Source organism: Limnohabitans sp. Rim8 (genome assembly GCF_945901735.1).
Taxonomy (GTDB): domain Bacteria; phylum Pseudomonadota; class Gammaproteobacteria; order Burkholderiales; family Burkholderiaceae_C; genus Limnohabitans_A.
Window position 1 is genome coordinate 50139 of the sequence record NZ_CAMDLM010000011.1, and the last position, 22893, is coordinate 73031.

The window sequence follows — 22893 nt, forward strand, 5'->3', positions numbered from 1 at the left end:
CATTGCCCTTCATGACCCGCATCCTGATCGCTGGTTACCAGCACGAGACCAACACCTTTGCCCCCAGCCTGGCCGATTGGGCCGCCTTCCAAAGCGGCGAGGCTTTTCCGGCCTATGTGCGTGGGCAAGCCATGCTGGACCAGATGACGGGCGTGAACATTCCGGCAGGCGGCTTCATCGATGCAGCGCGGCGCGAAGGCTGGCAGTTGGTGCCTTCGGCTTGGGCCGGTGCCACGCCGTCTTCTTATGTGACGCAAGATGCGTTCGAGCGCATTTGCGGCGCCATCCTGGAAGACGTGCGAGCGGCCTTGGTGCAGGGCCTTGACGGTGTGTACCTGGATTTGCATGGCGCAGCCGTGGCCGAAAACGCCGACGACAGCGAAGGCGAACTGATCGCACGCATCCGCGCCGTGGTGGGCCCCAAACTGCCCATTGTGGCCAGCCTGGACCTGCACGCCAACGTGACCGAGCGCATGCTGCAGCTGTCCGATGGCCTGGTGGCCTACCGCACCTACCCGCACATCGACATGGCAGATACCGGCGAGCGGGCCGCCCTGCTGCTGCGCGAGCATTTTCGCGCGGGTGGCAAGCGCCCGATGCACGCGCGTCGCTTGCCGTTCTTGATTCCGCTCAACGCCCAAAGTACCTGGATGGCCCCGGCCAACGACCTGTATGACGAGATGATTGCGCTGGAGTCGCAAACCGGCTGCATGCTCAGTTTTTGCATGGGTTTTCCGGCGTCTGACTTTGCCGAATGCGGTCCCGTGGTTTGGGGCCACGGCCCGCAGGCTGAAACGGCCGTGCAGCGCTTGTTCGAGCGCGTGGCCGAACCCGGCCAATGGCGTCCCGATGTGCTGCCTGCCCGCGAGGCCGTTGCGCAGGCTCTGGCCACCGCCGAGGTGTCTGCAGCCCCCGTGGTCGTGGCCGACACGCAAGACAACCCCGGCGCTGGCGGCGACAGCAACACCACCGGCATGCTGCATGCCCTGCTGCAACAAGGCGCGGGTCAGTGCTGGCCCGGCCAAGTGGCGCTGGGTTTGTTGTACGACCCTGAAGCCGCCCGCATGGCCCACGCCGCAGGGGTGGGGGCCAGCCTGCAACTGGCTTTGGGCAAGGCCGTGCCCACCTTCACGGGCCTGGCGAGTGACCCGCCCTTACAGGGGCGCTTCACGGTGCGGGCTTTGGGGCCAGATTACTGCGAACTCAAAGGCCCGATGATGACCGGCATGAAAGCCCACATCGGTCCTTGCGCCTGCCTCGAAATCGATGGCGTGCTGATCGCCGTGTCCAGCGGCAAATGCCAGATGCTTGACCGCGAACTGTTTCGCGCCGTGGGCATCCACCCCGAGCAAATGAAGCTGCTCGTGGTCAAAAGCTCTAACCATTTTCGGGCCGACTTCACGCCGATGGCCAGCCGCGTGCTGGTGGCCAAAGCGGCTGGCCCCATGGCCGCCGATCCGGGCGACTTGTCCTGGAAAAAACTCAGCCCCAACACCCGCACCCGACCTTGAAGTGGCTTGACGGCCGGGCTTTTGATCATTTTTTGAAGAGGCACAACCCATGAGCGCGACACCCCTAGACCTGACCCAGGCCCCGGCCCACGAACTGCTGGCGCTGTACCGCAGTGGCCAGGCCTCACCGGTTGAAGTCACGCAAGCGGTGCTTTCGCGCATCGAGCGCGTCAACCCGCAAATCAACGCCTTCTGTTGGGTGGACGAAAAAGCGGCTCTGGCCAGCGCCCGCGCCAGCGAAGCGCGTTGGCAAGCACACCGTCAGCAAGGCACGCCCGTGGGCGCTTTGGACGGTGTGCCCACCTCCATCAAAGACCTGATCCTGACCCAAGGTTGGCCCACCCTGCGCGGCAGCCGCACGGTTGACCCGAACCAGCCCTGGGATGTCGACGCCCCAGCCACCGCCCGCCTGCGCGAGGCCGGAGCCGTGTTGCTGGGCAAAACCACCACGCCCGAATTTGGTTGCAAGGGCGAGACCAACTCGCCCGCCACCGGCATCACGCGCAACCCCTGGAACCTGAACCACACCCCCGGTGGCTCCTCGGGCGGCACGGCGGCTGCCGTTGCTGCAGGCCTAGGTCCCATTGGCGTGGGCACCGACGGCGCGGGAAGTGTGCGGATTCCGGCGGCCTTTTGCGGCAACGTGGGCCTCAAACCCAGCTTTGGCCGCGTGCCGGCCTACCCCCTGTCACCTTTTGGCTCGGTGGCGCATTTGGGACCGCACACCATGAGCGTGCGCGACGCCGCCTTGATGACCAACGTGCTCAAGCAACCCGATGCCCGCGACTGGACATCGCTGCCGCCCGACGCCAGCGACTACACCTTGGGCCTGGAAGATGGTGTTCGCGGCCTTCGGATCGCCTATTCGCCCACCCTGGGCTATGCGAAAAACGTGCACCCCGAAATCGCCGCTGCGGTGGATGCCGCCGTGCAGCAACTGCAGGCCCTGGGCGCGCATGTGGAGCAGATCGACCCCGGCTTCGAGGACCCGCTGGACATCACCACCGGGCTCTGGTTTTTGGGCGCCTACACCGTCTGGAAGGGCTTGAGCACCGCGCAGCAGGCAGTGGCCGACCCCGACTTCCAAACCGAGGCCGAGCTGGGTGAGCAACTGAGCGCCTTGCAAATCCAACAACTCAACCAACGCCGTGGCGTGTTGGGCTCGCACATGCGCCAGTTCATGCAGCGCTTTGACTTGCTGGTCACGCCTGCGGTGTCCATCCCGGCTTTTGAGGCGCGTGCAGCCGGAACGGTCACCATCGACCCGGTATCCATGCTTGGCTGGACGCCTTTCAGCTACCCCTTCAACTTGACGCAGCAGCCCGCCATCACTGTGCCTTGTGGCCTGACCCAAAGTGGCTTGCCCATGGGCTTGCAGATCGTGGGGCCGATGTTTGGCGACGCGCTGGTGTTGCGCGCCGCACGGGCTTATGAATCGGTTCAACCGGTGGTGCGCCCGAGCATTTGAAACTGCCGCTTGTCGACCGACGGACCACCCCGGTGTCGCCCCAATTGATTTGACCCATTCTTTTGGTCTAATAATCGGCTGACCCATTCAGAGCATTGTTTGGGAGTCGTGGCGTTTTCAGGGGGCAGCAATGCAATTGATTTGGGTAGCAGGACCTGCCGCCAAAGTGGTCACCATTTCGATCACCACTCGCACGGTGTTGATGGCCGTGGCGACCGTATCCGCTTTTCTGGTGGTGTTGGGTTTTGTGTTCAATTTGATCGGCTTGCGGGTGGCCGTGGAGTATGCGCCCAAATGGGCCCATCGCATGGGGGGTGTCACCAGCCACAGCGAGCAGCAAAAGATCGAGGCCGATTACCGGGGCAAGCTCGATGAACTGGACCGTCAGCTGAGCAGCGTGACCGATCGACTGACGCAATTGGAGCGGCTGAAAAACCAGGCCTTGGGTCGCCTTGGCCTTGAAAAGCTTTTGTCTTTTTCGCCCTCGGTGCCAGTCGATGGCTTGCTGGGTCGTGGTGGTCCCATGAACTTGTGGTCCATGTGGAGCGTGGGCGATGTGACGCTCAAAGCTCAGATTGACCAGTCTTTGCAAAAAGCGCAGCGATACGACGCAGCCATGCGAGACATGCAAAACCGGTGGCAAAAAGACCTGGGGCGCATGGACTTGTTGCCCACCTTGTTGCCCATTTCCGGCGACTTCGCGGTGACCAGTGGTTTTGGTTTTCGGGTCGACCCGATGACACGCTTGCCCAGCAGGCACGAAGGCATCGACTTCGTGGCGCCGGTCGGCACACCGGTTTTGTCTACGGCGCCAGGTATGGTGCTGCGGGCAGAGCATGCGGGAGCCTACGGCAACGTGGTGGACATTGAGCACGTTGATGGTTTTGTGACCCGCTATGCTCACCTGCAGGCCATCCACGTGCAAGCGGGGCAAGTCATTGCGCCGCAGCAAACCGTGGGCACCTTGGGTAACACGGGGCGCTCTTCCGGGCCTCACCTGCATTACGAAGTCATTTTCAATGGTCGAGCCTTGCATCCTGTCAAGGCATTGGCCGCCTGGGGCCGCTCCTGAAGCGGCTCCGATACATTAAAAGAGGAGTAACCCATGTTCGGAACCAAGAAAACCAAGATCACCCCACTGGTCATGGGGCAGGAGAAATTTGACACCTTGATTGGGCGAAATGCCGAAATCCATGGCTGCCTCAAGCTCAATGAAAGCGTGCGGATCGACGGCAAGGTGGTGGGCAACATCGAAGCGTCCAAAGACGCGGCCATTTCGGTGGTGATCGGCCCCCATGGCGAGATTCAAGGTGACGTGGTGGCCAGCCGCATCATCGTCGCGGGCAAAGTCTCGGGCAACCTGCATGGCTTTGAGCGGGTGGAGCTCATGGCCAGTGCGCTGGTGCAAGGCGATATCAAATATGCCTCCATGGCGGTCGAGCATGGCGCGCGCTTGTTGGGCTTGATGCTCCAAGTTGAATCTGTCAACGCGCCCAATCGTTCGGACCGTGACGCGCAGGCCGTCATCCGCAAAGCCAAAACGGCAGGTCAGATGGAGTGATGCTCGGTCCAACTGGGCGACGGGCAAAAATCATTATCATCGGCGAATGACATTTTTAGCCATCGACGTAGGCAATACCCGCCTGAAATGGGCGTTGTACGAGCAACCCAGTCCCCGTGCTGAATTGGTGGCCCATGGCGCCGAATTCCTTGAAAACATCGACCGGCTTTCGGAAGGCCCTTGGGCCCAGTTGCCAGTGCCTCACCATATGCTCGGCTGCGTGGTGGCGGGTGATGCCATCAAGCGCCGCGTGCAAGAGCAAATGGATTTGTGGGACTTCCCGCCCCAGTGGGTGGTGCCCAGCTTGCAAGAAGCCGGGCTCGTCAACGGCTACGACCATCCCTCGCGCTTGGGTGCAGACCGTTGGGTGGCCATGATTGGTGCGCGCCAGCGCATGCTGGCGCAGGGAGGACCTGCGCGCCCGCTGGTGGTGGTCATGGTGGGCACAGCCGTCACGGTGGAGGCCATCGACGCCGAAGGGCGCTTTTTAGGCGGCCTGATCCTGCCGGGCCACGGCATCATGTTGCGTGCCCTCGAGTCGGGTACAGCCGGGTTGCATGTGCCCACGGGCGAGGTGACCCACTTTCCTACCAACACCAGCGACGCCCTGACCAGCGGTGGAACTTACGCCATTGCCGGGGCGTGCGAGCGCATGGTGCAGCACCTGCGAGACCACACCCACTTGGAGCCGGTGTGCATCATGACGGGCGGTGCAGGCTGGAAAATGGCCCCGAGCATGTCGGTGCAGTTCGAGCTGGTGGACAACCTGATTTTCGATGGTCTCTTGGCCATAGCCGCATCGCGCTTTGCCTGAAGGCCGCAGCGCAGCGTGCGTCAGGCGCTGGGTCAACGCTGAGTCGCGCTGTAGGCTGTGCTCAGGCCGTGCAGGTGATTTTGCAAGTCAGCGCTGGCCATATAAGGCGTGAGCAAGGCCAGCACGTGCTGAGCCCCCCGGGTCAGGGCCAAACCTGCGTTGGCGGGCTCCATAGCGTGTCGTGGGTCTCGAACATACTCGTAGCTCAGCCAATACGTCACCATCACCGTCATGCTGGCCGACAGGGTTTCGACGCTGTCCGGGTCGATGCGCATCAGACCCGATGCCGCAAGTGACTCCAGCATCTGCCGAAACGCATGGGTCTTGCGCGTGAGCACGGCGTGAAAATGCATTTCCAGATGCCGGTTGCCCGACAACAAGTTGTTCAGGTCGCGGTACAAAAATCGGTGGTTCCAGACGCGCTCAAAAAGCGAGTGCAGAAAAAACCAGGCGTCCTCAATGTCGCGCACATCCGGCGCAGCATCCAACAGGGCCAACATGGCGCGCTCGTACTGGTCAAATAGGTGGTTGACCAGCGCGTCCTTGGAGGCAAAGTGGTAGTAAAGGTTGCCGGGGCTGATGCTCAGTTCGGCCGAGATCAGCGTGGTTGACACATTCGGTTCGCCGAACCGGTTGAACAGGCCCAGCGTCACCTCGGCGATGCGCTCAGCGGTGCGGCGGGGGGCTTTTTTGGCCATGGCAAGTCAGCGGCGTGGGCCAGGCCGATCAGGCCGATTTGCTGCGCTGCTTTTTGGCGCTGGCCGATGAAGTATTGGGGGCGGATTTGGTGGCAGTTTTTACGGCTGTTTTGCCCACAGAGTTGACCAAGGGTTTGGCCGAGACTTGGCGTGCCGATTTCGACAAGGGCTTGGCCTTTTTCGCGGCAGCCTGGCCTTGCAGCCCTTTGCTGCGGCTCATGGCGAGCCATTGCGTTTCGAGTTGGGTCACGCGGTCGTTGAGCATCTGGATGTCCAGCAGCGAGGGCATGCCCAGCCGATGCAAGGCCTTGGCCACGCGGTCTTCAAACAGGTGTTCCAGCTTGTCCACCCGCCCCGAGGCGGGTTGACCAAAGTCGGTCGCCATGTGGCTCAGGCGTTCGGTGGCCTCTTGCAGGCGTTGTTGCGCCTCGGACTGGCTTTTGCGCTGTAAGGCCAGTCCGTCGTTGACCAGCGCCTCGATCGCTTTGCTGCCTTCTTGCTGCGCTTTGGCCAGCGCTCCCAAGCCGGCCAGCCAAACATGCTGCGCCGGCGGCGCCAGGCTGTCGGAGGCGTCGGCCTTGGGGTGGGTCTTGTGGGGGGTGTCTTTTGATGAGGCCATGGTGCACTTCCTGAACAGTCCGCCACTGTAACCTGATGCCGCCGCTTTGGGCACTGGGTTGCAGCCAGCCGCTGTTTGCCAGAATCGCTCGGCGATGCTTCTAAAATCGGCATTTGTTGGTGCAGCCTCCCGTGGCACCCTTGAGCAGATTTCATCCATGACCCTTCTTGTCACCGGCGCAGCCGGATTCATCGGCGCCAACTTTGTGCTGGACTGGCTGGCATCCAGTCAAGAGCCCATCATCAACCTCGACAAACTCACCTACGCGGGCAATCTGGAATCCTTGTCCAGCCTGCAAGGCGATGCGCGGCATGTCTTTGTGCAAGGCGACATCGGTGACGCCGAACTGGTCAACCGCTTGCTGGCCGAGCACCAACCCCGCGCTGTGCTCAACTTCGCCGCCGAAAGCCATGTGGACCGCTCCATCCATGGCCCGGGAGACTTCATCGAAACCAACATCGTGGGCACCTTCCGATTGCTGGAGTCGGTGCGCGGGTACTGGGGCACCCTACCCGTGGGTGCGGACTCTGACCCCGAACAAGCGCCTTCGCGGTCAGAGACCGCTCCCACGAGGAAGGACTTTCGGTTTTTGCACGTGTCCACCGACGAGGTCTACGGCTCACTGGCCAAAGACGACCCAGCCTTCAGTGAAACCCACCGCTACGAGCCCAACAGCCCCTACAGCGCGAGCAAGGCTGCCAGCGACCACCTGGTGCGCGCCTGGCACCACACCTATGGCCTGCCGGTGCTCACCACCAATTGCAGCAATAACTACGGCCCGTTCCATTTCCCTGAAAAACTCATCCCGCTGATGATCGTCAATGCGCTGGCGGGCAAGCCCTTGCCGGTGTACGGCGACGGCATGCAGATCCGCGACTGGCTCTACGTCAAGGACCACTGCAGTGCGATTCGCCGTGTGCTCGAGGCTGGGCGTCTGGGCGAGACCTACAACGTGGGCGGCTGGAACGAAAAGCCCAACATCGAGATTGTCAAAACGGTGTGCGCGCTGCTGGACGAGTTGCGCCCCCGAGCTGATGGCCAGCCCTATGCCCAGCAAATCAGCTACGTGACCGACCGCCCCGGCCACGACCGACGTTATGCGATTGATGCGCGCAAGCTCGAAGCCGAGTTGGGCTGGAAGCCGGCCGAGACCTTTGAAACCGGCATCCGCAAAACCGTGCAGTGGTATTTGGCCAACCCTCAATGGGTCAGCCATGTGCAAAGCGGTGCTTACCGAGACTGGGTGAACAAGCAGTACGCATGATGCGTCATGGCGAGCGCAGTGCGGCCATCCATGGATCGCCACCTCGCTTCGCTCCTCGCGATGACTTTGGGAGCCTTTTTTGAAAATTCTGCTTTTGGGCAAAAACGGCCAAGTGGGTTGGGAGCTGCAGCGCAGCCTGGCCCCCTTGGGCCCAGTGTTGGCGCTGGACCGGCACAGCACAGACTTTTGCGGTGACTTGAGCCACCCGGAGCGCCTGGCGCAAACGGTGCGTGACTGGCGGCCCGACGTGATCGTCAACGCCGCCGCCCACACGGCTGTGGACAAGGCCGAGTCTGAGCCCGACCTGGCCCGCTGCCTCAACGCCACCGCCCCCGCCGCACTGGCGCAGGCCGCCGCTCAAGTGGGTGCCTGGTTGGTGCATTACTCCACCGATTACGTGTTCAATGGCCAGGGCGTCCAGCCTTGGCGAGAAGGCGACGCCACCGGGCCGCTCAGCGTGTACGGTCAGACCAAACTCGAGGGCGAGCAAGCCATTGTGGCCAGTGGGTGCAAACACCTGATTTTCCGCACCAGCTGGGTCTATGCGGCGCGGGGCGGCAACTTTGCCAAGACCATGCTGCGCTTGGCCGGTGAACGCGAGCGCCTGACGGTGATCGATGACCAACACGGCGCACCTACCGGAGCAGACCTGATCGCCGATGTGACGTCACATGCTTTGGTGATTGCCATGACTGACCCGGCAGCGGGCCTGTCCGGCACTTACCACTTGGTGGCTGCGGGAGAGACCAGCTGGCATGGTTACGCCAGCCATGTGATCGCTCAGGCCCGGCAGATCCAGCCGGTACTGGCTTTGAAAGTGACCGACATCGCCCCCGTGCCCACTTCGGCTTTCCCGACGCCTGCCAAGCGGCCTTTGAATTCACGTTTAGACACCCACAAGCTGCAACTGGCCTTTGGGCTGGTGCTGCCGCCGTGGCAACAAGGTGTCAACCGCATGCTGGCCGAGATTCTCTGAGCTGTCTTGGGCTTGCGGCACAATCTCCTGAACTTTGTGAACCTTCTTCGACAACCCCGTTTCGCACCATGACCGACACCACCGCTGCCTCCACCGTTGCACCGCATGACCAAGCCCAGATCCTGGCGCAGGCCATGCCTTACATCCGCAAGTTCCATGGCAAGACGCTGGTCATCAAATACGGCGGCAACGCCATGACCGATCCGGCCCTGCAGCAAGCCTTTGCCGAAGACGTGGTGCTGCTCAAGCTGGTGGGCATGAACCCGGTGGTGGTGCACGGCGGCGGCCCGCAAATCGAAACGGCTTTGAAGCGTTTGGGTAAAACCGGCGAATTCATTCAGGGCATGCGCGTGACCGATGCCGAAACCATGGAAGTCGTGGAGTGGGTGCTGGGCGGCGAAGTGCAGCAAGACATCGTGGGCATGATCAACCGCGCAGGCGGCAAAGCCGTGGGCCTGACGGGCCGTGACGGCGGCTTGATCCGCGCGAAAAAGCTGCGCCTGGTGGATGCCCAAGACCCGAGCAAAGAACACGATGTGGGCCAGGTCGGCGAGATCGAAAGCATCGACCCCTCTATCCTGCAATGCCTGCAAGACGACGCCTTCATTCCCGTGGTCAGCCCCATTGGTTTTGGCATCAACAACGAAAGCTACAACATCAACGCCGACGTGGTGGCCGCCAAACTGGCCGCCGTGCTGCAAGCCGAAAAGTTGCTCATGCTCACCAACATCCGTGGCGTGCTCGATAAAGAAGGCAACCTGCTTACCGATCTGACGCCCAACCGCATTGACGAGCTGTGTGCCGACGGCACCATCAGCGGCGGCATGATCCCCAAAATTGCGGGTGCACTCGATGCGGCCAAGAGCGGCGTCAACGCGGTGCACATCATCGACGGCCGCGTGCCCCACGCCATGCTGCTTGAGGTGCTGTCCGAGCAGGCTTTTGGCACCATGATCCGCAGCCGATAAAACCAGACCGACAGCAAGAGCGGCGACTCAACAAAGGGAAGACATGTCAGATTCAGATCCATCTTCAGAGCACGAGCGTGACGAGGAAGCGACGCCGGCACGCAAGCGGCCACGCCCCGGAGAGCGCCGGTTGCAGATATTGCAAACCCTGGTGGCCATGCTTGAGCAGCCTGGTGCTGAACGCGTCACCACTGCAGGCCTGGCCACCAAAATTGGCGTGAGCGAAGCGGCCTTGTACCGGCACTTTGCCAGCAAGGCGCAAATGTTCGAAGGCCTGATCGACTTTGTGGACCAGTCCGTCATGGGCCTGATCCGTCAAGTGACCGACCGTGAACCCGCCGGTCTGCAACAAGCCAGTCGCATCGTGGCGCTGCTGCTGCAATTTGCCGAAAAGAACCCTGGCATGTGCCGCGTCATGAACGGCGACGCGCTGGTACTGGAGCACGAGCGCTTGCAAGAGCGCATCAACTTGCTGTTTGACAAGATCGAAGCGCAACTGCGCCAATCTCTCAAAGGCACCGGATCCGCCACGTTCACATCCGATGCCCAAGTGACCGCATCCATCTTGGTGGCGTTCATTCAGGGGCGCTTGCAGCGCTTTGCCCATTCGGGCTTCAAGCGTTTGCCATCTGAGCATTTGCAGGCGGCGTTGGTGCGGATGATTTAAGCAAGCTTTGGTTCTGCCTTGAGTCAGAGGGCTTGCAACTTAAGTGGTTAATTTGCAAGCCATGGGCAGCTCGCTTGGCAGGACGGCGACCTTTTTCCGCCAATAGACCAGAGCCTGCCCGTAGGCGACTTGTTTCAAGTGGCGTCATGAATTCATCTTGATGTCTTTGAAAGCTTGTTGGATTTCACGCACACCAGCATCGATCAATGAGCCATGGATGGCTGAATACCCTAAGCGAAAGTAAGCTTGGTTCTTGTTCGATGATTTACTGAAGAAAATATCACCTGGCTCAATCAAGACGCCACGAGTAGCGCATAAATCTGCCAAAGACTGGCTGTTCAAACTCTCAGGCCCCTTGATCCAGGCGCCAGAACCTCCTTGTGAGGGAACGATTTCAAAATCTGGCAAATATTTTGAAAATGCACTGGTCAAAATTTCGCGCCGCTCTTTGTAAGTCACGTTCAACTTGCGCATAAATGCATCGTGGTGCCCTTGTGCAATAAACAAGCTGGCTGTGTGCGAGTTGTTGGTGGCTTCATGGCGCATGATCAATCGACGCAAGGCCCGAAGCTCGCGTATCAATTCAGCAGGTGCAACGATATAGCCAATTCTCAGGCCGTGCACCAGTGTTTTGGACAGGCTGCCAAGGTAAATAACCCGACCATCCGTATCCAGGCTTTTCAGCGCAGGCAGAGGGCGACCGGAAAAGTTCAATTCACTCTCATGGTCGTCTTCGAATAAAACAACATCACGTTTTTTGGCCAACCCCAAGATCTCCTGTCTGCGACTCAATGGCATGGTGACGGTGGTGGGGCACTGATGACTGGGGGTCACGAAAACATAGGCACATTGCCCCATGGCACGAGAGGCAGTCAGTCCGTCGGCATCCATGGGCAGTGCTTTGACATGGTCGCTGCGCAGCAAAAAATTATTGCGCGCATCCGGGTACCCAGGGTCTTCTATGCCAACAACGGTTTTTTTATCGACCAACACATTGGCCAACAGGTAGCAGGCCATTTGCGAGCCTGCGGTCACAAGAATTTCATCGCGCCTGGCCATGATGCCTCTTGCTGGCAACAATCGGTGTTGAATCTGCTCCACCAAGGCCTCAGAGTCGCGGTCAATATGGTTCTGAGCCCATTTCTTGACAGCCGGTACAAACAAGGCTTGGTGAGAGCAGGCGCGCCATTCTTTGAGCGGCACCAAGCTTGCGTCAAATTGGCCATAAACAAAAGGATAAGCGTAATCCTGCCAGTTAGCGGGTTTGATGATGTTGCGCTGATTGATCAGGTGCGATTTAAACCGCTCAGACCACTTCAAGCCTGCGGTTACAGGCTCTGAAGGGGGCGATCGGTCTACCTGGCCAAGCAAAATATCGCCATTGACGATCAGCCCACTTCGAGGACTGGCAATCAGAAACCCCTTGTCAACGAGCACTTGTAAAGCCAGTGAAACCGTGTTGCGAGACAAGCCCAAGGCACTCGACAGCGCGCGACTGGTTGGAACTTTTGCGCCAGGCGGAATGAGGCCCATCAAAATGGAGTGCACCATCATCTCTCGCACTCGACCTTGAAGCGTGGCACTGTTGCCAGAAAATTTTGGAAAAAGTTTGGCCCAAATATCAGTGATTTCCTGTTTTTGCCGCATGCTTTTTTCCTGTTCAACACTGTGATTGAGGCGACACCTGGTTGATACGCAGGCATCAAGCAAGGGTTAACCCGGAATTATTTAAGGGTGGGTCTGAGGTTTTGTTAGTGAAGCCAACAAAATTTCAACTTATTGAATTTTGGCACTATACAAAATTTAATCTGGCACTATTTTTAAAAAATAGCTTTATCTACCATTGATTGAGGTCATGTGTGATGAGAGCATGTGAACCGATTTCAGTCCACCAAATTCCCGCAACTTTTTTACTGAAAAAACACCATGAAAAATCTGCTCAAAACACTGCTAGTCGGCTCAGCATTTACTTTCGGTCTCGTGTCTCTTGCCGTAGTGCAAACCAAGGTGGTGATCGGCCACTTTGGTGACCCGTTACCTTACAAAGCGCTAATTGCTGATGGGACGCTGGACAAGGCGACCGGTTGGACCATTGAATGGCGTCAGTTCGCCTCGGGCGCAGAAGTCAACGCAGCAATGGCCTCTGGCGGCATTCAAATTTCTGAAATCGGCTCTTCGCCACTCTCAGCCGGCCTGAGCTCCGGAATTGATTATCAGGTGATCTCCTTTGGCAAAGTCATTGACAGCTCCGAAGCATTGGTCACCCGTAATGGTTCAGGCATTGACAAACCTGCTGACCTGAAAGGCAAGCGCATTGCGGTGCCGATTGGCTCCACCGCGCATTTCTCCCTCATGGGCGCACTGAAGATGTATGGCATGACTGAAAAAGACGTCTCCATACTCGGCATGTCGCCAGCCGAAATCGCCGCAGCGTGGGCGCGAAACGACATTGATGCGGCTTTTGTTTGGGTTCCTGTTCAAGCCAAATTGCGTGAAAACGGCAAGGTCATGGTTACCGCAGGTGAAGTTGCCAAGACAGGCTTTCCCACCTTCAATGCCTGGGTAGCTACCAACAAATTTTCGGCAGCCAATCGCACAGGGTTGATCGCCTTCCTGAAAGCCATGAATGAGATCAATACCGACTACCACCGCAACAAGGCCGCATGGAACGCGGATTCGCCCAAAGTCAAGGCCGTGGCGGCCAATGTGGGTGTGACTTCTGCAGCAGTGGTGCCCATGCTCGATGGCACGACTTACCCAGACGGAAATCTGGTCATGTCCGCCACCTGGATGGGCGGCGGTGCAGCCACCACCATCAAGTCCACCGCCGAATTCCTCAAGGGCGCGGGCCGCATCGCCAGGACGGCAGACGATTACAGCAAATTTATCAACCCTGAATTTGCAAGAGCGGCTGCAGGCAGGTAATTGGCTTCGCATGCATCGCGTGTTGGCCTGACCTGCGCCGGCTTGGTCAACACGCGACACAAAACCCTTGAGACCCACCATGACTGCACTTGCCATCAAAAACGCTTCGGTGTTTTATCCGGTTCCTGGTAAGCCGCCTGTTCACGCTCTTAAAAACATCAATCTCGAAATTCTTGAGAAAGAGTTTGTGGTGGCATTGGGGGCATCGGGATGCGGCAAATCAACTCTGCTCAATCTCATTGCCGGATTCATGGCGCCCAGCGAGGGTGAAATTTCTCTCAATGGCCGCGTCGTCACTGGGCCCGGTGCTGACCGTTCGGTGGTGTTTCAAAAGCATGCGTTATTACCTTGGCTCAACGTGCTGGAAAACGTCGCTTTCGGCTTGAAAATTCAAGGTCACGACAAAGCCAAGCGCGAAAGCATTGCGCGAGACTTCATCAAGTTACTCGGCCTGGAGCAGTTTGAGCAATCTGCCACCTATGAGCTTTCGGGCGGTATGCAGCAGCGTGTTGGTATTGCCCGGGCGCTGACCAGTGACCCAGCAATTTTGCTCATGGACGAACCGTTGGGCGCGCTAGATGCGCTGACGCGAGAGCGCGCGCAAGAGCTGATTTTGAAAGTTTGGCGCGACACCGGAAAGATGGTGTTTTTCATCACCCACAGCGTAGAGGAAGCCCTGTTTATGGGCACCAAGCTGATCGTCATGTCACCTCGCCCTGGCCGCATTTCGCATGTTTTCGACTTGCCATTTAGCCGGCGCTATTTTGAGACTGGTAATGCGCGAGAGATTAAAGCCTCTACAGAGTTTATTGCCCTCAGAGAAGAGATTTTGAAAATTATCTTTGCTGACGAAGCAGGAGCCCTTGATGAGTGATGCCCACACAAATTCCGGTACTGCCTTTTTGTCTGTCCTCATGAAGGCAAAGCCAGCCAAGCCCGGCGAAATATATGGCGTACCTGGCCAAGGCGATAGCTTAAAAATCAGTGCGTTCGTGATTGCTTGCCTGATTTTTTTCTGGTGGTTTGTCACCTATGCCGGCTTCATCAAGCCGCTTTTCTTACCTTCCCCGATGGACGTGATCAATGCTCTTACGACCATGCTGAGAGACGGGTTTACGGGCGTCAGCTTTTGGGAACATACATGGATCAGCACTCTGCGGGTTTTTGGCGCATTCTTGCTCGCCTGCGTGATCGGGATTCCTCTGGGCATTGCAATGGGCATGAGCCCGCTTGCACGCGGTATTTTTGATCCACCGATTGAATTCTATCGCCCAATTCCACCACTGGCCTATCTGCCGCTCATGATCATCTGGTTTGGCATTGATGAGTTATCCAAGGTACTGCTGATCTTCCTGTCGGTGCTCGCACCGTTGGTATTGGGGGCGCGCGCAGGCGTTAGGTCGGCAGCCATAGAGCAGATTCATGCCGCCTATTCATTCGGAGCGACGCGCTGGCAAGTGATTCGTATGGTCATTTTGCCGGCAGCGATGCCAGAGATCATTACTGCGATGCGCGTTGGCATTGGCTTTGGCTGGACGACGCTGGTGGCTGCCGAAATGGTCGCCGCTACCTCTGGCTTGGGGTACACCGTTTTGTCAGCGTCCAGGTTTTTGCAAACGGATATTGTCATTATGGGGATTGTGGTGATCGCGATCATTGCTTATGCCTTTGACCACCTGGTGCGTTTTGTTGAGCGACGCGTTGTGCCCTGGAAGGGGCGTGGGTGATTCATTTCAAACTTTTTTGAAAGTACGGCATGACGATTGAATATTTGAAAAAAGCCACCCCTTCGCAACTGGCCATCGACACGGCAACTTCAGAGACGGTGCAGCTTTTGCTGGCAGATATCCAAAAGAATGGCCGCGAAGCAGTTGAAAAGTACGCGCGCGACTTGGACGGCTGGCACGGCAGTATCGTGGTGAGTGAAGATGACTTTGTGAATGCATCAAAAAAGTTATCACAAGGTGTCAAAGACGACATCGTCTTTGCGCACGCTCGCATCAAGGACTTCGCTTTACGTCAGCGGGAGTCACTGCATGAATTTGAAGTCGAACTGATAGATGGCCTGATTGCAGGGCAAAAACTGATCCCGGTCAATACGGCTGGCTGCTACGTGCCAGGGGGTAGATATGCTCACGCTGCATCAGCCATCATGAGCGTCTGCACGGCCAAGGTGGCTGGTGTGCCCAACATTGTGGCCACCTCACCGGGTCACAAGGATGCGGGCATCAACCCCGCCATTTTGCACACCATGAAGTTGTGTGGTGCCGACATTGTGCTGGCACTGGGTGGTGTACAAGGCATTGCTGCGATGGCCTATGGTTTGTATTCACCCAAAGCTGCCGATGTGATCGTTGGCCCGGGCAACCGCTTTGTGGCAGAGGCCAAGCGCGCATTGTTTGGCCGCATCGGTATTGATGTACTGGCGGGACCTACAGAGTCCGCCATCATTGCGGATGAAACAGCCGATGTGAATTTGGTTGCAGCCGATCTTGCTGGTCAAGCTGAGCATGGACCGGATTCCCCGGTCTGGCTGTACACCACGTCACGTGAGTTGGGGCTCAAAGTCATAGAGCTCATGCCCTCCGTGATTGCCGCACTGCCCGAATTGGCCCGCAATGCAGCTACGGCTGCATGGCGTGATTATGGCGAGGTCGTGTTGGTCGGGAGCCGCGAGGAAATGGTAGAGATCAGTGACCAATACGCGCCGGAGCATTTACAAGTTTTCGCCAAAGACCTTGACTGGTGGTTGAGCCATCTGACCAATTACGGTTCATTGTTTTTGGGTGAAGAAACCACGGTGGCTTATGGCGATAAATGCGCTGGCCCGAACCATATCCTGCCGACACGTGGCGCTGCTCGCTACTCAGGGGGTCTGAGCGTCGGCAAGTTCATCAAAACCGTGACCTACCAACGTCTCACGCAAAGCGCCAGTCGTGCCGTAGGGCAGGTTGCCGCCAGAATTTCGCGCCTTGAAGGCATGGAAGGACATGCGCGCACCGGTGACATCCGGTTGAAAAAATACTATCCGCAAGAGGCCTTTGAGCTGGGCAACTTGGCTGGCCATCAACACTGATCAAGCCATGTCCTCAAGCATCTCCACACCCACTTCTGCCATGCCGCTTGAGCCTGACGGCCTGTGGTTCGGCAAAGACTTGAGCACCAGCGAGCCGATACCTGAAGAAGCCATCGAGCGCGCCATTGCTCTCATGCGTTCGGGACGCTTGCACCGTTACGGTGAGCAAGGCAAGGGTTATCCGGAGCCTTCGCTGCTGGAGCAAGAATACGCTGAATATGTGGGCAGCAAATACTGCGTAGCCGTCAGTTCCTGCGGTGCGGCAATGTTCATTGCGCTCAAGGCGCTGGGTGTGAGAACGGGAGACAAGGTGTTAACCAATACCTTCACACTGTCTCCTGTACCGGGGGCCATTGCCCATGCTGGCGCTGATGCGATTTTGATCGAAACCAGCGACAACTACATGACTGACTTGGCTGACCTGGAGCGCAAGGCAGCGACAAGTGGTGCCAAAGTTTTTTTGCTCTCGCACATGCGTGGCCACATTGCTGACTTGCAAGCCATCAAAGCCATTTGCGATCAAAACGGCATCGCGATCGTGGAAGACTGCGCTCACACCATGGGCGCAAAGTGGGATGGGAAACACACGGGTACTTGGGGCGATGTGGGTTGCTACAGCGCGCAAACTTACAAACACATCAACTCGGGTGAAGGTGGTTTGCTGGTGACCGATGACGAGGATGTCGCAGCCCAAGCCATATTGATGTCGGGTTGCTACATGATGTACGACCAGCATGTCCTCAAGCCCAATGCAGAGGTGTTTGAGCGTTGGAAGTACGTCACACCCAATTTCAGTATGCGCATGTCAAACTTGGCCGCTGCATTGCTGCGGCCACAAATCGGGCAGTTGGGAGATCGTGGCCGCCGTTGGAATCATATTTACGCCACACTTGAGCGCGAGCTGACAAAAGCACAACATGTGATGGTTCCTGCGCGCGATCCAAGAGAAGAATTCATTGCCAGCTCGATTCAATTCACCTTGAATCTAAAGCCACATCAAATTGAGCAATTTCTCAAGCAATGCGGTTTGCGTGGTCTCTACATCAAGTGGTTTGGCACCCCTGCACCGGTCGCATTTACCAGCAATTACGAGCACTGGCATTACCTTGCCTGCAAGCCTGAAATTCCAAATTCAAAGGCAGTTTTGGATCAATTGCTGGATTTGCGCACGCCCTTGTCGTTGACCGACGAGGACTGCGTTTTGATCGGAAAAATCGTCTTGGTTTCTACCCAGATAGCCGCAGCAACTTAGAGATCACGGGTACTGCATCCATTTCAAACCACAAAAGAAAGCACATATGAAAATCACCAACTTCCCCCGAGTTCGCATCACCCATGGTCCTACACCGCTTGAATTCATGCCCCGCATGACGGAGGCATTGGGTGGCCCCAACCTTTACATCAAACGGGACGACTGTACTGGGCTGGGCTCTGGCGGTAACAAAACGCGCAAGCTTGAGTTTTTGATGGCCGATGCCGTCAAGCACGGTGCAGACACCATCATCACGCAAGGTGCCACCCAATCCAACCACGCACGTCAGACCGTGGCCATTGCCGCAAAGATGGGCATGAAGTGCGAAATAATCCTCGAAGATCGCACCGGTTCGAAAGATGAAAATTACAAAAAATCTGGAAACGTTTTCCTCGATATTTTGTATGGTGCCAACGTGCAAGAAGTGCCAGGCGGAACAGACATGAATGCCGCTATGGCCAAGCTGGCTGAAGAGCTGGTTGCCAAAGGCCAGAAGCCCTACATCATTCCTGGCGGCGGCTCTAACCCCATTGGTGCACTGGGTTATGTGGTTTGTGCATTAGAGTTGGTCGATCAGTTCAATACCCAAGGATTAAATGTCAGTTCCGTGGTGCACGCCACCGGAAGTGCCGGCACACAGGCTGGTTTGGTGGCTGGATTTGAAGGCACACGCAGTCAGATTCCGGTACTGGGCATTGGCGTGCGTGCTGCTAAAGAAACCCAAGAAACCAACGTCTACAACCTGGCCGTCAAAACAGCCGAACTCTTGGGTGTGCCCGGCAGCATCAGTCGCGACAGCGTGAAAGCCAACTGCGATTATGTGGGTGGCGGTTACGGTGTCCCGACAGACGGCATGATTGAAGCCGTGACGATGATGGCCAGACTCGAAGGGATATTGCTTGACCCTGTGTATTCGGGTAAGGGCATGGCGGGCCTGATTGATCTGTGCCGCAAGGGGCATTTCAAGAAGGGAGAAAACGTCGTTTTCCTGCACACCGGTGGCTCGGTAGCGCTGTACGGCTACATGGATGCTTTTAATGGTTTGGAACCTCTTTAAGTCCTGACTTGATGACTAAGCTTGCGCCGGGTTCTGCACTGGAGTTTACAAAATCACGTGCACCCGGCCTGCTGGTGACCCTTGTGGTCGCAATGGCTGCTGCCTTTTTAGGCAGCCATTACAAAGGCTCGGTGCTCCTTTTTGCCCTGCTGCTTGGGTTAGCCTTGCATTTTGTCAGCGAAGACAAACGGTGTTCTGCTGGCATTCAGTTTGCGTCCAGTACGGTTTTGCGTCTTGGTGTTGCCTTGCTGGGCTTGAGGATAACGATTGACCACGTCGTCACGCTGGGCTGGCAAACCGTTGTCGCTTTGATGCTGGCCGTGAGTCTTACGATTTTGATGGGCTTGTTCTTAGCCCGATTGTTTAAAGTGGAAAGCAGCTTGGGTTTGTTGATAGGGGGGGCAACCGCTATTTGCGGTGCATCAGCCGCACTGGCCATTTCAAGCGTATTGCCCAAAAACGCCCACCTCGAGCGCAATACCACTTTGACGGTGGTGGGTGTGACCACCCTGTCCACCATGGCGATGGTGGTGTACCCGCTCATCACAAAGTGGCTGGGTTTTGATGAGGTGATGTCAGGCAAGTTTATAGGCGCAACGATTCACGATGTAGCGCAGGTGGTTGGTGCTGGCTACAGTCTGTCTACAGAAGCGGGTGATGCGGCAACCATCACCAAGTTGATGCGGGTGGCTTTTTTGATGCCCGTGCTGGTTGTCATCTCCTTGGTGCTTCGCGTTCGAACGGCTGACAAGCCGGCATCGGAAGATGATGTGAACACTTCCAAAACGCCATTGCTCCCATGGTTCACCGTTGCGTTTGTCGTATTCATGTTGCTCAACAGCACGGGTTGGGTTCCCACCAGCGTGCAGTCTGGAGCATCCTTTTTATCGCAATCATTTCTGGTGCTTGCCATTGCGGGCGTGGGTTTGAAGACCTCTCTTAAAGAGGTCACTCAGCTCGGCTGGAGGCCAATAGCCATGATTTTCTTTGTCACTCTTGGCTTGGCATTTATGGCTGGTGGTTATTTGATCACCGTTCAATGAGCAATATCTGTAGGAGTCACCATCATGATCGGTGTTTTAGGCGGGATGGGACCCTTGGCAACCCTTGATTTCTTCAGCAAAGTTATTGCGGCAACGCCTGCCAAAGAAGATGCCGATCATGTCCCCATTCTGATGCAGTCCGACCCACGTATTGCGCCGCGACCCGCAGCAATTTTGAATGGGGGGCGCTCGCCACTGCCTGAATTGATGGCCGGGCGAGATCGCCTGATTTCCGCTGGAGCCATGGCCTTGGCCATGCCTTGCAACACCGCACATTTTTGGTACCCCGATCTGCTGAAGGGATGCAAAGTTCCTTTTTTAAGCATTGTGGATGCGAGTGTCAATCGGCTCACGCTTCTGGCTGATGCGGGTTCAAAAATCGGCGTGATCGCCACACGCGCTACTTTGGCGGCCCAAATTTTTGATCCAGTACTGCACCGCGCGGGCTATACCGTCGTTTTGCCAGACGTGATCACAATGAGCACCTTGGTTTTGCCTGGGATTGAGCGGGTCAAGGCTGGCGACGCTTTGAGCGCAGGAAAGCTCATTGAAAAAGCCGTTGAGTCACTGCTGAACCAAGGCGTAAGCGCAGTGATTCTGGCTTGCACCGAAACACCTTTGGCGCTGGATGCAATCCAATCACCGCTTCGCACGCAGTGTGTTGACAGCACTGCGGCACTGGCTACAGCCTGCGTGGCTTGGTGGCAGTCCCAAAAAGATGGCAAAAATGACCAAAGACCCTGACATGAACTCCAAAAATCTTGAAATGGATGCATTGCAAATTCTGCCTTCTCAGAGGCATGGCGCTGGCACGCCATTGGTGCTGGTGCACGGTTATTTGGGAGGTTCCAGTCAGTGGGATTCGCAGCTGCCCTTGCTCGATCAATACTTTGAAGTGGTGACGCTGGATCTGGCTGGATACGGCATGGCCAATCACCTGACCGCCCCCTCCAATATGGCCGATCATGCTCGAAATGTGCTGGCCACGCTGGAACATATGGGCATCAATCGCTTCCATTTGTTGGGCCATTCAATGGGTGGCATGGTGGTACAGGAAATCGTCAAACAGGCCCCTCATCGGGTGCTCAAATTGGTGCTTTACGCCACAGGTCCTATTGGGTGCATTCCGGGTCGTTTTGAAACCATGGAGCGCTCTCGCGAGCGCTTGAGAGAAGACGGCGTGCAAAGGACGGCCAGACGCATCAGTGCAACTTGGCTGCTCGATAACGAATCTTCACCGGCTTTTGAAGACTTGGCTTCGCTGGCTACTCTTGCCAGCGAACAGGCTGCGAGTGCCGGTCTGAGCGCCATGGAGCATTGGGATGGTCGCGAGAATTTGCCTCGCATTGAGCAGAGCACCCTGGTCATCTGGGGGGAAAATGACCGAACCTACAGTTGGTCACAAATTGAGCTGCTGTGGCGTTGCATCCCACGCGCATCGCTCGCCGTTTTACCCAGGTGCGCTCACGCTGTGCATTTGGAGCGGAATGTTTTATTTTGCACAATACTTGCCGAGTTTTTGGCGCAAGTCGAGGAGATTTAGCAATGACCTATGCACCGCCAAATGGAGGCACCCTTGCGCGCCCACTTATGACTTCTTGGCTGCTGACGATGCAAAGACCTTGAAGCCTGCCGCCCCAGCAACCAGAGCCCTCATTCAAAGCACCTCACCAATTCCAAAGCGTCCCGTCATGCTGCAGCCTGTTCACGGGTAAATAAGCCCTTTGGTACGGGTACTTGGCGGCCAGCTTTTCGTCGATGTCCACCCCGTGGCCGGGGGATTCGCCGCAGTGCATCATGCCGCGCTCAAAGCGGTAGTCGTGTGGGAAAACCGACAGCATTTCTTCGCTGTGGGGCATGAACTCTTGCACACCAAAGTTGGGCACCCAGGTGTCAAAGTGCAGGGCTGCGCCCATGCACACGGGTGACAGATCGGTCGCTCCGTGGCAGCCGGTGCGCACCTGATACAAGCTTGCCAAGTCAGCGATGCGCCGCAGGTGCGTGATGCCGCCCGCGTGGACCACGGTGGTGCGGATGTAGTCGATCAGCTGTTTTTCGATCAGCGTCTTGCAGTCCCAGATGCTGTTGAAAATTTCACCCACCGCGATCGGCGTGGTGGTGTGGTGACGTATCCACTGAAATGCTTCCTGGTTCTCGGCCGGGGTCGGGTCTTCCATCCAGAACATGCGCACCGGCTCCAGCGCTTTGCCCAGTTGCCCCGCCTCGATGGGCGTTAAGCGGTGGTGCACGTCGTGCAGCAAATGGATGTCGGGGCCCACGGCTTCGCGCACGGCTTCAAACAGACCGGGGGTGTGGCGTAAATACTTTTCGGTGCTCCAGTCGTGCTCGCTGGGCAAGTTGCCATCAGCGGGCTCGTACATGCGGTTCGTGCCGCTCACGCCATAGACCTTGTTCAGGCCTGGCACGCCGCTCTGAGCGCGGATGGCCAGGTAGCCTTCTTCCTTGTGGCGCAAAACTTCGTCCACGGTTTCTGCCGTGTCGCGGCCATTGGCGTGGCCGTAGACCATCACCCCGGTGCGGCTGCGCCCGCCCAGCAACTGGTAGAGCGGCATGCCCGCCATCTTGGCCTTGATGTCCCACAGCGCGGTGTCCACCGCGGCAATCGCGCTCATGGTCACCGGGCCGCGCCGCCAGTAGGCGCCTTTGTAGAGGTATTGCCAGATGTCTTCGATCTGCTGCGGGTCGCGCCCGATCAGGCAGGGCAGAACATGGTCTTCCAGATAGCTGACCACGGCCAGTTCTCGGCCGTTGAGCGTGGCATCGCCCACGCCATAAACACCTTGGTCGGTCTCGATCTTGAGGGTGACGAAGTTGCGGCCGGGGCTGCAGACGATGACGCGGGCGGCGGTGATTTTCATGGCGTGGTGAGCGTGAGTGGTTGCAGTGTCCTGCAATAACGTCGGACTGGATTTGGCAGGTCGGTGGCTTTAGCCCCGACATGAGGCCTGTGCCGAAGCGGACAAACGTCGGACC

22 protein-coding genes are annotated in these 22893 nt (G+C 57.6%); 18 read left to right on the top strand and 4 right to left on the bottom strand.

From position 1 onward, the window contains the following. Positions 1-11: 11 nt before the first annotated feature. The 5 genes from Q0O99_RS07505 to Q0O99_RS07525 all read left to right on the top strand — a co-directional run bounded on the left by Q0O99_RS07505 (position 12) and on the right by Q0O99_RS07525 (position 5354). Positions 12-1511 (top strand): M81 family metallopeptidase, encoded by a 1500-nt coding sequence (locus Q0O99_RS07505; protein WP_293750044.1) that lies wholly within the window; start codon positions 12-14, stop codon positions 1509-1511. Between the two features lie 49 nt (positions 1512-1560). Beyond that, complete coding sequence (locus Q0O99_RS07510; protein ID WP_293750046.1) at positions 1561-2979, top strand: amidase; 1419 nt, start codon at positions 1561-1563, stop codon at positions 2977-2979. Positions 2980-3109: 130 nt separating this feature from the next. After that, positions 3110-4051, top strand: a complete 942-nt coding sequence (locus Q0O99_RS07515; RefSeq protein ID WP_293750048.1) for a M23 family metallopeptidase — start codon at positions 3110-3112, stop codon at positions 4049-4051. A 33-nt stretch (positions 4052-4084) separates the two neighbouring features. Beyond that, positions 4085-4540 carry a polymer-forming cytoskeletal protein gene (locus Q0O99_RS07520; protein ID WP_293750050.1) on the top strand — a complete coding sequence of 152 codons (456 nt, stop codon included), beginning with the start codon at positions 4085-4087 and terminating at the stop codon, positions 4538-4540. 46 nt (positions 4541-4586) lie between these two features. Continuing rightward, positions 4587-5354, top strand: coding sequence for a type III pantothenate kinase (locus Q0O99_RS07525; protein WP_293750051.1), 768 nt, complete (start codon positions 4587-4589; stop codon positions 5352-5354). Between the two features lie 32 nt (positions 5355-5386). Here Q0O99_RS07525 and Q0O99_RS07530 read toward each other — a convergent pair whose 3' ends face one another. Together Q0O99_RS07530 and Q0O99_RS07535 are read right to left on the bottom strand one after the other, a co-directional pair. After that, complete coding sequence (locus Q0O99_RS07530; protein ID WP_293750053.1) at positions 5387-6052, bottom strand: TetR/AcrR family transcriptional regulator; 666 nt, start codon at positions 6050-6052, stop codon at positions 5387-5389. A 28-nt stretch (positions 6053-6080) separates the two neighbouring features. After that, positions 6081-6671 carry a phasin family protein gene (locus tag Q0O99_RS07535; RefSeq protein ID WP_293750055.1) on the bottom strand — a complete coding sequence of 197 codons (591 nt, stop codon included), beginning with the start codon at positions 6669-6671 and terminating at the stop codon, positions 6081-6083. Positions 6672-6828: 157 nt separating this feature from the next. Here Q0O99_RS07535 and rfbB point away from each other — a divergent pair, with 157 nt between their 5' ends. From rfbB to slmA, 4 genes are all read left to right on the top strand, one after another. Further along, a complete protein-coding gene (gene rfbB / locus Q0O99_RS07540) occupies positions 6829-7935 on the top strand; it encodes a dTDP-glucose 4,6-dehydratase (RefSeq protein WP_293750057.1) in 1107 nt (368 codons plus the stop codon). A 79-nt stretch (positions 7936-8014) separates the two neighbouring features. Then, positions 8015-8911 carry a dTDP-4-dehydrorhamnose reductase gene (gene rfbD, locus Q0O99_RS07545; protein WP_293750059.1) on the top strand — a complete coding sequence of 299 codons (897 nt, stop codon included), beginning with the start codon at positions 8015-8017 and terminating at the stop codon, positions 8909-8911. Positions 8912-8979: 68 nt separating this feature from the next. Then, the gene (argB, locus tag Q0O99_RS07550) at positions 8980-9879 is read left to right on the top strand and encodes an acetylglutamate kinase (protein ID WP_293750061.1); all 900 of its coding nucleotides are present in this window, start codon (positions 8980-8982) and stop codon (positions 9877-9879) included. 43 nt (positions 9880-9922) lie between these two features. After that, positions 9923-10546: a nucleoid occlusion factor SlmA gene (gene slmA / locus Q0O99_RS07555; RefSeq protein ID WP_293750063.1), complete on the top strand. Its 624-nt coding sequence runs from the start codon at positions 9923-9925 to the stop codon at positions 10544-10546. Between the two features lie 144 nt (positions 10547-10690). On the opposite strand, the gene Q0O99_RS07560 is transcribed toward slmA, so the two are convergent. Further along, on the bottom strand, positions 10691-12193 hold the full coding sequence (locus tag Q0O99_RS07560) for a PLP-dependent aminotransferase family protein (RefSeq protein WP_293750065.1): 1503 nt from the start codon (positions 12191-12193) through the stop codon (positions 10691-10693). Positions 12194-12472: 279 nt separating this feature from the next. On the opposite strand from Q0O99_RS07560, the gene Q0O99_RS07565 reads away from it, so the two are divergent. The 9 genes from Q0O99_RS07565 (at position 12473) to Q0O99_RS07605 (ending at position 21442) form a co-directional block, all read left to right on the top strand. Further along, positions 12473-13471, top strand: coding sequence for an ABC transporter substrate-binding protein (locus Q0O99_RS07565; protein WP_293750067.1), 999 nt, complete (start codon positions 12473-12475; stop codon positions 13469-13471). Positions 13472-13550: 79 nt separating this feature from the next. Further along, positions 13551-14345: a taurine ABC transporter ATP-binding protein gene (locus Q0O99_RS07570; protein ID WP_293750068.1), complete on the top strand. Its 795-nt coding sequence runs from the start codon at positions 13551-13553 to the stop codon at positions 14343-14345. Beyond that, positions 14338-15198 carry an ABC transporter permease subunit gene (locus tag Q0O99_RS07575; protein ID WP_293750070.1) on the top strand — a complete coding sequence of 287 codons (861 nt, stop codon included), beginning with the start codon at positions 14338-14340 and terminating at the stop codon, positions 15196-15198. Before Q0O99_RS07570 ends, Q0O99_RS07575 begins: the two co-directional genes overlap by 8 nt. A gap of 29 nt (positions 15199-15227) precedes the next feature. After that, positions 15228-16547: a histidinol dehydrogenase gene (gene hisD, locus Q0O99_RS07580; protein WP_293750071.1), complete on the top strand. Its 1320-nt coding sequence runs from the start codon at positions 15228-15230 to the stop codon at positions 16545-16547. Between the two features lie 79 nt (positions 16548-16626). Continuing rightward, positions 16627-17799 carry a DegT/DnrJ/EryC1/StrS aminotransferase family protein gene (locus tag Q0O99_RS07585; protein WP_293750073.1) on the top strand — a complete coding sequence of 391 codons (1173 nt, stop codon included), beginning with the start codon at positions 16627-16629 and terminating at the stop codon, positions 17797-17799. A gap of 46 nt (positions 17800-17845) precedes the next feature. Beyond that, on the top strand, positions 17846-18856 hold the full coding sequence (locus Q0O99_RS07590) for a D-cysteine desulfhydrase (protein ID WP_293750075.1): 1011 nt from the start codon (positions 17846-17848) through the stop codon (positions 18854-18856). An 11-nt stretch (positions 18857-18867) separates the two neighbouring features. Further along, positions 18868-19899, top strand: coding sequence for a putative sulfate exporter family transporter (locus tag Q0O99_RS07595; RefSeq protein ID WP_293750137.1), 1032 nt, complete (start codon positions 18868-18870; stop codon positions 19897-19899). A gap of 24 nt (positions 19900-19923) precedes the next feature. Next, on the top strand, positions 19924-20643 hold the full coding sequence (locus Q0O99_RS07600) for an amino acid racemase (RefSeq protein ID WP_293750077.1): 720 nt from the start codon (positions 19924-19926) through the stop codon (positions 20641-20643). Between the two features lies 1 nt (position 20644). Beyond that, on the top strand, positions 20645-21442 hold the full coding sequence (locus Q0O99_RS07605; protein ID WP_293750078.1) for an alpha/beta hydrolase: 798 nt from the start codon (positions 20645-20647) through the stop codon (positions 21440-21442). Between the two features lie 124 nt (positions 21443-21566). Here Q0O99_RS07605 and manD read toward each other — a convergent pair whose 3' ends face one another. After that, positions 21567-22778: a D-mannonate dehydratase ManD gene (gene manD / locus Q0O99_RS07610; RefSeq protein ID WP_293750080.1), complete on the bottom strand. Its 1212-nt coding sequence runs from the start codon at positions 22776-22778 to the stop codon at positions 21567-21569. Positions 22779-22893: the final 115 nt, after the last annotated feature.

Coding starts and splice junctions, on each gene's coding strand:
- Q0O99_RS07505 (WP_293750044.1), top strand. CDS start 12: ATGACCCGCATCCTGATCGCTGGTTACCAGCACGAGACCAACACCTTT.
- Q0O99_RS07510 (WP_293750046.1), top strand. CDS start 1,561: ATGAGCGCGACACCCCTAGACCTGACCCAGGCCCCGGCCCACGAACTG.
- Q0O99_RS07515 (WP_293750048.1), top strand. CDS start 3,110: ATGCAATTGATTTGGGTAGCAGGACCTGCCGCCAAAGTGGTCACCATT.
- Q0O99_RS07520 (WP_293750050.1), top strand. CDS start 4,085: ATGTTCGGAACCAAGAAAACCAAGATCACCCCACTGGTCATGGGGCAG.
- Q0O99_RS07525 (WP_293750051.1), top strand. CDS start 4,587: ATGACATTTTTAGCCATCGACGTAGGCAATACCCGCCTGAAATGGGCG.
- Q0O99_RS07530 (WP_293750053.1), bottom strand. CDS start 6,052: ATGGCCAAAAAAGCCCCCCGCCGCACCGCTGAGCGCATCGCCGAGGTG.
- Q0O99_RS07535 (WP_293750055.1), bottom strand. CDS start 6,671: ATGGCCTCATCAAAAGACACCCCCCACAAGACCCACCCCAAGGCCGAC.
- rfbB (WP_293750057.1), top strand. CDS start 6,829: ATGACCCTTCTTGTCACCGGCGCAGCCGGATTCATCGGCGCCAACTTT.
- argB (WP_293750061.1), top strand. CDS start 8,980: ATGACCGACACCACCGCTGCCTCCACCGTTGCACCGCATGACCAAGCC.
- slmA (WP_293750063.1), top strand. CDS start 9,923: ATGTCAGATTCAGATCCATCTTCAGAGCACGAGCGTGACGAGGAAGCG.
- Q0O99_RS07560 (WP_293750065.1), bottom strand. CDS start 12,193: ATGCGGCAAAAACAGGAAATCACTGATATTTGGGCCAAACTTTTTCCA.
- Q0O99_RS07565 (WP_293750067.1), top strand. CDS start 12,473: ATGAAAAATCTGCTCAAAACACTGCTAGTCGGCTCAGCATTTACTTTC.
- Q0O99_RS07570 (WP_293750068.1), top strand. CDS start 13,551: ATGACTGCACTTGCCATCAAAAACGCTTCGGTGTTTTATCCGGTTCCT.
- Q0O99_RS07575 (WP_293750070.1), top strand. CDS start 14,338: ATGAGTGATGCCCACACAAATTCCGGTACTGCCTTTTTGTCTGTCCTC.
- hisD (WP_293750071.1), top strand. CDS start 15,228: ATGACGATTGAATATTTGAAAAAAGCCACCCCTTCGCAACTGGCCATC.
- Q0O99_RS07590 (WP_293750075.1), top strand. CDS start 17,846: ATGAAAATCACCAACTTCCCCCGAGTTCGCATCACCCATGGTCCTACA.
- Q0O99_RS07595 (WP_293750137.1), top strand. CDS start 18,868: ATGACTAAGCTTGCGCCGGGTTCTGCACTGGAGTTTACAAAATCACGT.
- Q0O99_RS07600 (WP_293750077.1), top strand. CDS start 19,924: ATGATCGGTGTTTTAGGCGGGATGGGACCCTTGGCAACCCTTGATTTC.
- Q0O99_RS07605 (WP_293750078.1), top strand. CDS start 20,645: ATGAACTCCAAAAATCTTGAAATGGATGCATTGCAAATTCTGCCTTCT.
- manD (WP_293750080.1), bottom strand. CDS start 22,778: ATGAAAATCACCGCCGCCCGCGTCATCGTCTGCAGCCCCGGCCGCAAC.